We start from the raw sequence: 11,874 nt of genomic DNA on the forward strand, positions 1-11,874 counted from the left end.
GAGATATGAAAAAAACCTCCCTACTGGCAGCGTGTTTATTCACGCTCGCCGTGTCGATGGGAAGCGGGGCGGCGGTGGCGAAAACGCCGCCCGATCAGCTCATCATCGGCATGAATATGAATAACCTGCTCACCCTTGACCCGGCGGCGATGACCGGTAACGAAGTGGTGGGGATCGTGGTCAACCTCTACGACTCGCTGGTGGAGCTGGACCCTGAGCAGCTCACCACCGTTAAGCCCGCGCTGGCGAAATCCTGGGATATCAGCCCCGACGGCAAAACCCTGACCTTTCATCTGCGCGATGACGTCAAGTTTCACTCCGGTAACCTGCTGACCGCCGCCGATGTGGTGTGGTCGATGCGGCGCATCCTGCATCTCAACCTGGCACAGGCCTCGGTATGGAAATCCTATGGCTTCAGTAAGAAAAATATCGACAGCCAGGTCAGCGCGCCGGACCGCTTCACGGTGCAAATCGTATTACCCAAAGATAACGATCCGCAGCTGGTGATTTACTCGCTGGCGGCGCTGGGCAACCTCGGGGTGCTGGACAGTAAAACGGTGCAAAGCCACCAGCAGGATAACGATTGGGGCAACCGCTGGCTAACCACCCATGAAGCCGGTTCCGGGCCGTTTACGCTGGAAACCTGGCAGGCAAAAGAGGTGCTGCGCATGAAGCGCAATCCTGACTACTGGCGCGGCGAGGCGAAAATGAGCCGCGTGGTACTGCGTCATTTCCAGGAGTCGCAAACTCTGCGCCTGATGATCGAAAAAGGCGACCTCGATATTGCCAACAACATGGCGGTTTCCGATATCAACGCCCTGCGCAGCGACCCGCTGCTGACCGTCGATGCGGTGCAGCGCGGCACCATGTACTACGTGGCGATGAGCATGAAAGAGGCGCACTTCGCCAATCCGAAAGTGCGCGAGGCGGTGCGCTATCTGATTGATTATCAAGGTATCAATAAAGCGCTGATGCCGGGCTACGGCGTGCTGCACCAGCGGCCTATCAAAGCGGGAATGCCATCCACGCTGCCCGACCCTGGCTACAGGCTGGACGTGGCGCGGGCGAAAAAGCTGCTGGCGGAAGCGGGATATCCCAACGGCTTTGATACCACGCTGCGGGTACTCTCCGATCAGCCATTTCTTAACATCGCTATCGCCGTGCAGTCGACGCTGATGCAGGCGGGGATTAACGCCAAAATCATCACCGGCACCGGTAACCAGATCTACGGCGCGATGCGCGAGCGTAAATTTGACCTGCTGGTGGGACGCGGCGGCAGCGGAATGGAGCCGCATCCTCACTCCAGCCTGCGCGCGCTGGTCTATAACCCGGATAACAGTGATAAGGCGCGTCTGACCAACTTCCAGGGCTGGCGTACCGGTTTTTACGACCCGCAGCTTAATACGATGATTGACCAGGCCCTGCTGGAACGCGATCCGCAAAAACAGGTGGCTGACTACCAGGCCATCCAGACACGCTACGACCAGCTGGTTCCGGCTTTAATTCCGCTTTCGCAGATGGTTGATTCGGTCGTCGTGCGCAACGAGGTACGGGAGTATCAGCCGCACCCCTCCGCCACCACTTTTCTGCGTGACGTCTATAAAGTCCGCGAAGGAGATAAAGGATGAGTACCGCAATCCTTGCGCCCGGCTCACGCGGCCGGCGCTTATCCAAACGGCTGCTGCAGGTGGTGATTACGCTGTTCGGCCTGCTGCTGCTGACCTTTACCATTGGCCGCGTCATGCCCATCGACCCGGTGCTGGCGATTGTCGGCCCGGATGCTGACCAGAGCACCTATCAGCAGGTTTACCAGCAGCTGGGGTTTGATAAATCGCTGACCACCCAGTTTGGCATCTATTTCGTCAACCTGTTGCACGGCGATCTGGGCAACGCGCTGCTGACCGGGAAACCGGTGGTGGACGATATTATCCGCGTCTTCCCGGCCACCATGGAGCTGGCAACGATGGCGATTATTGTCGGCGCGGGTCTTGGTATTCCGCTGGGCGTGTTGGCGGCGGCGCGGCGCAATAGCGTCTCCGATTATGTGGTACGCATTATCAGCCTGGCGGGCTACTCGACGCCGATCTTCTGGGTCGGAATGATGGGACTGCTGGTGTTCTATGCCTGGCTTGGCTGGGTAGGCGGCGCCGGGAGGGTAGATCTCGGGCTGGATGGTGTGGTGCCGCGCCGCACCGGCCTGATGACCGTTGATGCGCTGCTGGCAGGCAACGGCCAGGTGTTCTGGAACGCCATTAATCATCTGATTCTTCCCGCCTCGCTGCTGGGTTTTCACTCGCTGGCTTATATCAGCCGTATGACCCGCAGCTTTATGCTGGCCCAGCTGTCGCAGGAGTTCATTATTACCGCGCGGGTGAAAGGGCTGACCGAGCGTCAGGTTATCTGGAACCATGCGTTTCGTAACATCCTCGTGCAGCTGCTGACGGTAGTGGCGCTGGCCTACGGCGCGCTGCTGGAAGGCGCGGTGCTGATTGAAACCGTCTTCTCATGGCCGGGTTTCGGCTCCTACCTTACCGGTAGCCTGCTGCTGGGCGATATGAATGCGGTGATGGGCTGCGTGCTGCTGGTGGGCGTGATCTTCGTGATGCTCAACCTGCTCTCCGACATGCTGTATCAATTCTTTGACCCGAGGACAAAATCATGACCGTTTCTCTGGATTCGCCGCTTTCGGGCGGTGCGGGCGAAGGCCGTCAGCGGCTGCAACGCGCGGCGGCGCGGGCCGTCGGGTTTATCGGCAAAATGGCGCGCAATCCGCTCACGGCCATCGGCGGAGGCATTATCTTTCTGCTGCTGGTGGTGGCGATTTTCGCGCCGCTGATTGCGCCTTATAACCCGCTGGTACAGGACCTGAATAGTGCGCTGGTCGCGCCGAATACACAGCACTGGTTCGGCACCGATGAGTTTGGCCGGGATATCTTTAGTCGCCTGGTGTACGGCTCCCGCATCACGCTCTATATCGTGCTGCTGGTCTCGGTGACTGTCGGTCCGCTCGGGCTGCTGCTGGGCGTCAGCGCCGGCTATTTCGGCGGTAAAGTCGATATGGTGCTGATGCGCGTCACCGATATTTTCATCTCCTTCCCGAGTCTGGTCCTCGCGCTGGCGTTTGTCGCCGCTTTAGGACCGGGGCTGGAGCACGTGGTTATCGCCATCACGCTGACCGCCTGGCCGCCGATAGCCCGTCTGGCGCGCGCCGAAACGCTCTCTCTGCGCCAGGCCGATTTTATCTCCGCCGTGCGTCTGCAGGGCGCTTCATCGGCCCGCGTCCTCTGGCGCCATATCGTGCCGCTGTGTCTGCCCTCGGTCATTATCCGTATCACCATGAATATGGCCGGGATCATTCTGACCGCGGCCGGCCTCGGCTTTCTCGGCCTCGGCGCGCAGCCGCCAGAGCCGGAGTGGGGAGCGATGATCTCCAGCGGGCGCACTTATATGATGGAGTGCTGGTGGGTCGTAACTATTCCGGGGCTGGCGATTCTGATCAATAGCTTAGCGTTCAACTTCTTAGGAGATGGCCTACGTGACATCCTCGATCCCCGTAGTGAATAATGCACCGCTGCTCGACGTGCGCGATCTGTGCGTCGACTTTGTTAACGGTAGCGCGGTGACCCACGCCGTGCGCGGCGTCTCCTTCCAGCTGGGGCATGAGAAGCTGGCCATTGTCGGCGAGTCCGGTTCGGGTAAGTCCACCGTTGGGCGCGCGCTGCTGCAGCTGCATCCGAAAAAGGCCCGCGTCAGCGCCAGCCGGATGCAATTTGCCGATCTCGATCTGCAGCATCTTAGCGAAGCGCAGATGCGCGGCGTACGCGGCAAACGTATCTCTATGATTATGCAGGACCCGAAATATTCGCTTAATCCGGTGGTCTGCGTGGGTAAGCAAATCGCCGAGGCCTGGCTTACTCATCATCCCGGGCGCAAAGATGAGGCGAAAGCCAGGGCGCTGGAGATGCTGGAGGTGGTGCGTATTCGCCAGCCGGAGCGCGTTTATCAGCTTTATCCGCATGAAATATCCGGTGGACAGGGGCAGCGCATCATGATCGCCATGATGCTGATTACCGACCCGGAACTGATCATTGCCGATGAGCCCACCTCCGCGCTGGACGTGTCGGTGCGCCTGCAGGTGCTGGGCCTGCTGGATGACCTGGTTCAGTCGCGCGGGCTGGGGCTGATTTTTATCAGCCACGATATCAACCTGGTGCGCAGCTTCTGCGACCGCGTACTGGTGATGTACGCCGGACGGGTAGTGGAGTCCATCGCCGCTAAAGATCTCGATAACGCCCGTCACCCCTACACTCAGGGATTGATTAACTCGCTGCCGTATATGCAGCATCGTCGCCCGATACTGCCGGTGCTGCAGCGTCAGGCCAGCTGGTTAACGGATTAAGGAGCGGATAATGATTGAAGTTCAACATCTCAACCTCACGTTTGGCGAGGGGGAGAAGCGTAACCAGGTGCTGTATGACGTCAGTTTCCACGTTAAGCCCGGCGAGATCTACGGTCTGGTAGGAGAGTCCGGATCCGGTAAAACGACGGTGCTCAAGTGTCTGGCGGGGCTGTTTACCCACTGGCAGGGGGAGCTGGCTATCGACGGTCAGCGCTTAGGGCATGAAATTAGCCGCGAGCGCTGCCGTCAGGTGCAGATGGTATTTCAGGACCCCTACGGATCGCTGCATCCCCGTCACACCGTTGGCGATATCCTCGAAGAGCCGCTGCAGATCCATCGTTTCAATGACCGCGACCGGCGGATCAATGCGCTGCTGGATAAAGTTGGCCTCAACCGCGCTTTTCGTGAGCGCTATCCGCATCAGCTCTCCGGCGGGCAGCGGCAGCGCGTGGCGATAGCCAGAGCGCTGATTCTTGAGCCACAGGTGCTGCTGCTGGATGAGCCGACGTCGGCGCTGGATGTGTCGGTGCAGGCTGAGATCCTTAACCTGCTGGCGGAATTGCAGCGGGAGGCGAAGCTCACTTACCTGATGGTCACCCACGATCTTGGGGTTATTGCCCACTTATGCCAGAAAGTGGCGGTGATGCAGTACGGGAAGATCCTCGAAACCCTGACGGTCGATGCGTTGGTCAGCGGCGAGGCGCGGACGGCCTATACGCAGATGCTGGTTAACGCCAGTCGGCAATATACGCGCGAAATGGCGCGCGAGGTGGCGGACTACTAAGCTTGATGGCGCATTGTCTCACGGCAGATGCGCCCATTTTAATGGGTAATTATTTGATATTATGTGAGTTTGAGGTTGTAGATATCGTCTATTAATGTAAGTGCGGTGTTTGGATCGATATCCTGCCCAGGTTTTTCCTGCAGCCGCAGGTGCCGTTTTACCTTAACATTCAGAGGCTCAATCAACGAACCCGGCTGCTGTATACCAGCCGGGCGCCGTCTTTGCTTTGCGAAGCCTGATCAACGTAGCAGCGGGCAGTCGGGCGGCAGCCGGCAGCGCAGGGCCGCCGGTAACAGCTCCATGCGGAAGGTTTTTCCGCTGAGCGGCTCGCCGTCGAGGTTAAACGTCATCTCATGGGGGGCGGTGATCTCAAACCATGAGGAGACACCGTCAACAATATTCGGCGAGTTTTCCGGATTCGCCAGGGTGCTGAACAGGGCAGGGATCAGCTCTTCGCCGGTGAAAATGCGCAGATGCAGCAAACCATCGTTAATCAACGCCTCCGGGCACAACTGCTGGCCGCCGCCGGCCTGGCGGCCGTTGCCGATGCCAATGACCAGCGCATCGCCCTGCCAGTGAAAGTTCTCTCCGCGGATCTCGCAGCGGTCTGGCTTCAGGGTATCCATACGCATCAGGCCATGGATTAAATAAGAGACACCGCCGAGCGCGGCTTTGAGTTTTTCCGGCGTTTCGGTGGTGATCCGGGTGCCGAACCCGCCGGTCGCCATATTAATAAAGCCGGTTTTATCATTCACCCGGGCGATATCTATCGGCACATCGCGGCCGACGATCGCCAGCTTGAGGGCGCTGGCCAGATCCTGCGGAATGCCGACGCTGGTGGCAAAGTCGTTGGCCGTGCCCAGCGGTAAAATCCCCAGCGCCATCTTGCTACCGCGCTCCACCAGCGCGGTCGCCACTTCATTAATGGTGCCGTCGCCGCCGCCGGCGATCACCGTTTCAACGTTCAGCTGCAGGGCTTCATCGATAAACCGCACGGCATCGCCCTTTTCCCAGGTGACGCGGACGTGAATATCGATCCCTTCGTCGCGTAACAGGTTAACCGCCTCGCGTAACTGCGGTTCATTGGCACCTTTGCCGTTAAGGATCAGTAAGCTGGCAGGAAACGTAGACATCATCAAGGGAACCTTTATTGCTTAATGTTGCATAAAGTGTACCGCATGACGCAAGCGAAGACCGGAGGAGAGGCAAAAAAATAAGCCCGCGTAAGGGAGATTACGCAGGCTAAGGAGGTGGTTCCTGGTACAACTAGCATTTATGGGTTATGTTTTTCAGCGAAATGGATGATACCTGTTTCGATCGAAACGGTATGTGATCCGATTCTAATATCCTTACATCCTGAAAAAATAACGCAAATTAACTAGTTACCGTGCGGATTTCTGGTTGTCTGACCAGTGAAGTTGCGCATCAGCAGCGCATACTGCAGGGGCAAGTCGTCCGGCACAGGCAACCATACGGTATAACCATCGCCCGGGGCCACTGGCATGGCTTCGCCTTTGCCATTTTCCATATGCTCGAGGGTGAAGTTGACGTTACCCTGCGGGGTCATCAGCTCGAGGCTGTCGCCGACGCTGAACTTATTTTTGACCGCCACGGCCGCCAGCGGGCCGTTACGCTCCCCGGTGAATTCGCCGACAAACTGCTGGCGCTCGGAGAGGGAGTAGCCGTACTCGTAGTTCTGATAATCGTCATGGGTATGGCGGCGCAGGAAGCCTTCGGTGTACCCGCGATGGGCCAGTCCTTCCAGGGTCTCCAGCAGGCTGGTATCGAACGGTTTGCCGGCGGCGGCATCGTCGATGGCCTTGCGGTAAACCTGGGCGGTACGCGCGCAGTAGTAGAAGGATTTGGTGCGGCCTTCGATCTTCAGCGAGTGAACGCCCATCTGGGTCAGACGCTCAACGTGGGCGATAGCCCGCAGATCTTTCGAGTTCATGATGTAGGTGCCGTGCTCGTCCTCAAAGGCGGTCATGTACTCGCCCGGACGTTTGGCTTCCTCAATCATAAAGACTTTATCGGTCGGCGCGCCGATGCCGAGGGTGGGCTCCACGGTCTGCACCGGGATCGGCTCATATTTGTGGACGATGTTACCGACGTCGTCCTCTTTGCCTTCCGCCACGTTGTATTCCCAGCGGCAGGCGTTGGTGCAGGTCCCCTGGTTCGGGTCGCGCTTGTTGATATACCCGGAGAGCAGGCAGCGGCCGGAGTAGGCCATGCACAGCGCGCCGTGGACGAAAATCTCGATCTCCATCTCCGGCACCTGGCGGCGAATCTCTTCGATTTCATCCAGCGACAGTTCACGCGACAGGATCACCCGGGTCAGCCCCATCTGCTGCCAGAATTTGACCGTCGCCCAGTTGACAGCGTTGGCCTGCACTGAAAGATGGATCGGCATCTCCGGGAAGTGTTCCCGCACCAGCATGATTAAACCCGGATCGGACATGATCAGCGCGTCCGGCCCCATCTCCACCACCGGCTTCAGATCGCGAATAAACGTTTTCAGCTTGGCGTTATGCGGGGCGATGTTGACCACCACATAGAATTTTTTACCCAGCGCGTGGGCTTCATTGATGCCGAGCTGCAGATTTTCGTGATTGAATTCGTTGTTACGCACGCGCAGCGAGTAGCGCGGCTGGCCGGCATAAACGGCATCGGCGCCATAGGCGAAAGCGTAACGCATATTCTTCAGCGTTCCCGCCGGGGAGAGGAGTTCTGGTTTAAACATGGTGTTCTCGTTCTGATGACAGGTCAGATTCGCCGCACCTGGTGCGGCGAGTTGGGGAGTGTCCCCACATTAAGGGCGGGCATTGTAGCGCCGCGGCGAAGGGGAGTAAATATCAGATGGGTATCTTTCAGTATGGCTAATTTGTTTGCCATTTTGAACCTGGGCAGTGCTCACACTGACAGCACTCATAACGCCTGGGGGGATAGGCTCTGGAGTTCCCCGGGTTGCGGCGTAAACGCCTTACCCGGGCTACGGATTGCAGAGGGCGGTGAACGTGTAGCCCGGCTAAACGCAGCGCGAGCCGGGAAAAGGCTCACTACGCCAGTCGACAGGCGTCCGCCTCCCAGCGGTAGCCAACGCCATACACCGCGCGAATAAACGACTGCTCGGCGTCCAGCGCCTCCAGCTTGCGCCGCAGGTTTTTGATGTGGCTGTCGATGGTGCGGTCGGTGACTACCCGATAATCGTCATACAGATGGTTGAGCAACTGTTCGCGGGAGAAGACCTTGCCCGGCTCCTGGGAGAGGGTTTTCAGCAGCCGGAACTCGGCGGGAGTGAGGTCCAGCAGCTTGTCGCGCCAGGAGGCCTGAAAACGACCTTCGTCGACAATCAGCGGGCTCTGGGCGTCCAGAGCCTGCAGATCGCGCTGCGGCTTGCAGCGGCGAAGAATGGTTTTCACCCGGGCGACCACTTCCCGCGGGCTGTAGGGCTTGCAGATATAGTCGTCGGCGCCAATTTCCAGCCCCAGCAGTCGGTCGATCTCTTCGATTTTCGCCGTCACCATCACCACCGGAACGTCGGAGAAGCGGCGAATTTCCCGGCACAGCGTTAAACCGTCGGTGCCGGGCAGCATCAGGTCCAGCAGGATCAGGTGCGGCGGCGTCTGCCGAACGTAGGGCAGGACCTTGTCACCGTGGTTAATCAGCGTAGGCGCATAGCCGGCGGCTTGCAGATAATCAATCAGCAGCTGGCCGAGCTTCGGTTCATCTTCCACGATAAGAATGCGTGGGGTGTTTTCATCTACAGGCAATTCAGTCATACGTCTCTCGGTAAATCATGTTCCAGAGGTAACTCAACTTTAATGCTAACCCCGCCAAAAGGCGAATGGTCGGCACGCAGGGTGCCGCCGTGGGCCGCGACAATATTGAGGCAAATCGCCAGTCCGAGGCCGGAGCCGCCGCTGGCGCGATTGCGCGATCCTTCCGCCCGGTAAAAGCGTTCGCACAGGCGGGCCAGCTGCTCATCGCTGACGCCGGGGGCGCTGTCGGCGAAGTCAATCACCAGCATTCGGCCGCTGCGGCGGGCGGTGATGTGCAGGCTGCCGCCGCTGTCGGTATAGCGCAGGCTGTTCTCCAGCAGATTGTTGAAGAGCTGCATCAGGCGGTCGCGGTCGCCGAAGATCATCGCCTGCTCGGGGAGCGACACCTGAATGCTCAGCTGCCGGCTGGCGAAGCGCTCGCGAAAAGCGCCCGCGGCCACCTCCAGCAGGGTGATGATATCCAGCGACGTTTTCTGGTAGGCCAGCGCCCCCTCATCGGACATCGACAGCTGATGGAGGTCGTCCACCAGCTTGGTGAGGGTAGCCACCTCGGCCTGCAGGGAGGGGATGGACTCGGGGGTGAAGCGCCGGACTCCGTCCTGAATCGCCTCCAGCTCGCCGCGCAGCACCGCCAGCGGAGTACGCAGTTCATGGGAGATATCGGCCATCAGATCGCGACGCATCTGCTGGTTGCGCTCCAGGGTGCTGGCGAGCTGGTTAAAATCCTGCGCCAGGCGGCCGAGCTCGTCGCCGCCGGTCACTGTCACGCGGGTGGAAAAGTCGCCCGCCGCCAGCTTATGGGTGCCTTCCACCAGCCGCTTCACCGGCGCCAGCAGGCCGCGGGCCAGCGGGAAAGTGGCCAGCGCGGCAAGCAGGGTGGCAAGGGCGACAATCAGCCAGCTGGTGCGCTTTTGCTGCCGGTCGAAGTTAATATCGGTATTGCGCGTCAGCCGCTCTACCGGCGAGGCGATCACTTTGCCTACCTCCACGCCGTTGACCACAATGCTGCGCTGGGTGCCGTCCTCCGGTACGCGCTCACGGGGCCCCACCAGCACGCGGCCCGACTGATCGACCACCCAGAACATGGTGCGCCAGCCGTGGGGCGGCATTTCCGGCCTCGGCGGCGGGGTGTCGCTGGGGCCGTCGGGCGGCCCATCCGGCGGCGGCCCATCCGGCCTCTGACCCTCCATCGGACCCGGCTTCATGCCGTGTCCCGGCGGCGAACGGTCGTCGTTATCCCGTTCGAAGGTGCGCAGCAGCTGGAAGATAAAGCGGTCGTTGTTGCGCAGAAACGCCCAGCTGCCGTGCTGGGCATACTGCTCACTCAGCGCGTCGCTGAGCATGGTTAACCGCTGCTCATTACCGCGCTTGATGTAGTCGATAAACCCACGTTCGAAACTGATACGCACCGCCCAGTGCATGCTGATCAGCAGCACGATGCAGGTGGCGAAAATAGCGAGGAACAGCTTACCGGTAATGCCCGGGCGCCAAAATTTCACGATCCACTCCTGTTGCGTCGACGGATGACAGTATTAGTGCCGACGTCATCCGGTACCCGGGAAAAGATGAGCGCCGGGAGGGCGATGATCGCCGCCATGCTCAGATAGGTATAGAGAAAGACCTGATGGGTGCTGGCGGCGTCGAGGCTCATATGCTGTTGGCCATACAGCCCCAGCAGCAGCCCGGCGATGGTCACGCCGATACTCATCGACAGCTGCATCACCATCGACAGCAGGCTGTTGCCGCTGCTGGCCAGATCGTCCGGGAGATCTTTCAGCGTCAGGGTATTCATTGAGGAGAAGCGGCTGGAGTTGATCATCCCCTGCAGAAACAGGACCAGCGGCAACGCGTAATACCAGCCGGCTAGGGCGCTAAACATAAACAGCAGACTGACCGCCGCCAGGCCCAGGGTGCTGACGACCAGTACGCGGCGGTAGCCAAAGCGGTTGACCACCTGGACCACGATCCGCTTCATCCCCATGCTGCCGAGCACCATCGGGATCATCATCAGCCCGGCGTGAAAGGGGGAGAAGCCGAGGCCAATCTGCAGAAACACCGGGGTCATAAACGGCAGCATACCGCTGCCGATGCGTCCGGCGAAGCTGCCGCCGAGGCCGAGGGAGAAGGTGCGGTTACGAAACAGGTTGAGGCTGAACAGCGCCCGGGCGTTACCGCGGGCGTGCCACAGGTACAGCAGCAGGGCGGCGAGGCCGACGGCCACCAGCCCCGCCAGCCAGCGTGACGATATACCGAGCCCTTTCTGGCCGTCCAGCGCCAGGGTCAGGGTCGCCATCCCGGCGGCCAGCAGCAGAAAGCCGGAGAGGTCGAAGCGCCGGGTCTGCAGGGTGTAGTTGGGCATCAGGCAGAGGGTGGCGATGGCGCCGACGATCCCCACCGGGATATTGATGAGGAAGATCCAGTGCCAGGAGGCATACTCCACCAGCACCCCGCCCAGCGCCGGGCCGAGCAGCGGGCCAACCTGGCCCGGCAGGGTGACGAAAGTCATCGCCGCCATGTACTGATCGCGTGGGACGATCTTCATTACCGTCAGGCGACCAACCGGCACCATCATCGCGCCGCCGATCCCCTGCAGCACCCGCGCCATCACCAGCTGGTCAAGGGTGCTGGCCTGGGCGCAAAACAGCGACCCGGCGGTAAACAGCACGATGGCGGTGAAGAAGATATTGCGCACCCCGACCCGGTCGGCCAGCCAGCCGCTGGCCGGGAGCATGACCGCCACCGTCAGGACATAGGAGACGATGATCATATGCATATGCAGCGGGCTCTCCCCGAGGCTTTTGGCCATCGAGGGGAGGGCGGTGTTAACGATGGTGGTGTCCAGCGACTGCATAAAGAAGCCGAACGCCACTATCCATAGCTGCCAGCGCACGCTGGCCGGGAGGTCTGTCATG

Annotated in this window: 10 protein-coding genes; 5 read left to right on the top strand and 5 right to left on the bottom strand. The window is 60.1% G+C overall.

Going from position 1 to position 11,874, the window contains the following annotated elements; genetic code table 11:
* Positions 1–5: 5 nt before the first annotated feature.
* Genes N438_RS22350 through N438_RS22370 form a run of 5 tightly spaced genes read left to right on the top strand, consistent with a single transcriptional unit; the run spans position 6 to position 5,183 of the window.
* A complete protein-coding gene (locus N438_RS22350) occupies positions 6–1,628 on the top strand; it encodes an ABC transporter substrate-binding protein (RefSeq protein WP_116696517.1) in 1,623 nt (540 codons plus the stop codon).
* The gene (locus tag N438_RS22355; RefSeq protein ID WP_004149062.1) at positions 1,625–2,662 is read left to right on the top strand and encodes an ABC transporter permease; all 1,038 of its coding nucleotides are present in this window, start codon (positions 1,625–1,627) and stop codon (positions 2,660–2,662) included. The genes N438_RS22350 and N438_RS22355 overlap by 4 nt, the downstream gene beginning before the upstream one ends.
* Complete coding sequence (locus tag N438_RS22360) at positions 2,659–3,564, top strand: ABC transporter permease (protein ID WP_040968731.1); 906 nt, start codon at positions 2,659–2,661, stop codon at positions 3,562–3,564. Before N438_RS22355 ends, N438_RS22360 begins: the two co-directional genes overlap by 4 nt.
* Positions 3,536–4,399 (top strand): ABC transporter ATP-binding protein, encoded by an 864-nt coding sequence (locus N438_RS22365; RefSeq protein WP_116696526.1) that lies wholly within the window; start codon positions 3,536–3,538, stop codon positions 4,397–4,399. Before N438_RS22360 ends, N438_RS22365 begins: the two co-directional genes overlap by 29 nt.
* 10 nt (positions 4,400–4,409) lie before the next feature.
* Positions 4,410–5,183, top strand: coding sequence for an ABC transporter ATP-binding protein (locus N438_RS22370; protein ID WP_116696518.1), 774 nt, complete (start codon positions 4,410–4,412; stop codon positions 5,181–5,183).
* Between the two features lie 239 nt (positions 5,184–5,422).
* Here N438_RS22370 and yegS read toward each other — a convergent pair whose 3' ends face one another.
* The 5 genes from yegS to N438_RS22395 all read right to left on the bottom strand — a co-directional run bounded on the left by yegS (position 5,423) and on the right by N438_RS22395 (position 11,873).
* A complete protein-coding gene (yegS, locus tag N438_RS22375; RefSeq protein WP_008804075.1) occupies positions 5,423–6,319 on the bottom strand; it encodes a lipid kinase YegS in 897 nt (298 codons plus the stop codon).
* A gap of 242 nt (positions 6,320–6,561) precedes the next feature.
* Positions 6,562–7,923, bottom strand: coding sequence for a tRNA 5-hydroxyuridine modification protein YegQ (gene yegQ, locus N438_RS22380; RefSeq protein WP_008804076.1), 1,362 nt, complete (start codon positions 7,921–7,923; stop codon positions 6,562–6,564).
* Positions 7,924–8,239: 316 nt separating this feature from the next.
* A complete protein-coding gene (gene baeR / locus N438_RS22385; RefSeq protein ID WP_004201558.1) occupies positions 8,240–8,962 on the bottom strand; it encodes a two-component system response regulator BaeR in 723 nt (240 codons plus the stop codon).
* On the bottom strand, positions 8,959–10,461 hold the full coding sequence (baeS, locus tag N438_RS22390) for a two-component system sensor histidine kinase BaeS (RefSeq protein ID WP_116696519.1): 1,503 nt from the start codon (positions 10,459–10,461) through the stop codon (positions 8,959–8,961). The genes baeR and baeS overlap by 4 nt, the downstream gene beginning before the upstream one ends.
* Positions 10,458–11,873 (bottom strand): MFS transporter, encoded by a 1,416-nt coding sequence (locus tag N438_RS22395; protein WP_072122233.1) that lies wholly within the window; start codon positions 11,871–11,873, stop codon positions 10,458–10,460. The genes baeS and N438_RS22395 overlap by 4 nt, the downstream gene beginning before the upstream one ends.
* Position 11,874: the final 1 nt, after the last annotated feature.

The organism is Klebsiella sp. GL120222-02, from assembly GCF_003097195.1.
Taxonomy (GTDB): Bacteria; Pseudomonadota; Gammaproteobacteria; order Enterobacterales; family Enterobacteriaceae; genus Klebsiella; species Klebsiella variicola.

Excerpts from the sequence above, each read along its gene's own strand:
- baeR (WP_004201558.1), bottom strand. The coding sequence starts at position 8,962 with ATGACTGAATTGCCTGTAGATGAAAACACCCCACGCATTCTTATCGTG.
- N438_RS22370 (WP_116696518.1), top strand. The coding sequence starts at position 4,410 with ATGATTGAAGTTCAACATCTCAACCTCACGTTTGGCGAGGGGGAGAAG.
- N438_RS22395 (WP_072122233.1), bottom strand. The coding sequence starts at position 11,873 with ATGACAGACCTCCCGGCCAGCGTGCGCTGGCAGCTATGGATAGTGGCG.
- yegQ (WP_008804076.1), bottom strand. The coding sequence starts at position 7,923 with ATGTTTAAACCAGAACTCCTCTCCCCGGCGGGAACGCTGAAGAATATG.
- yegS (WP_008804075.1), bottom strand. The coding sequence starts at position 6,319 with ATGATGTCTACGTTTCCTGCCAGCTTACTGATCCTTAACGGCAAAGGT.
- N438_RS22355 (WP_004149062.1), top strand. The coding sequence starts at position 1,625 with ATGAGTACCGCAATCCTTGCGCCCGGCTCACGCGGCCGGCGCTTATCC.
- N438_RS22360 (WP_040968731.1), top strand. The coding sequence starts at position 2,659 with ATGACCGTTTCTCTGGATTCGCCGCTTTCGGGCGGTGCGGGCGAAGGC.
- N438_RS22350 (WP_116696517.1), top strand. The coding sequence starts at position 6 with ATGAAAAAAACCTCCCTACTGGCAGCGTGTTTATTCACGCTCGCCGTG.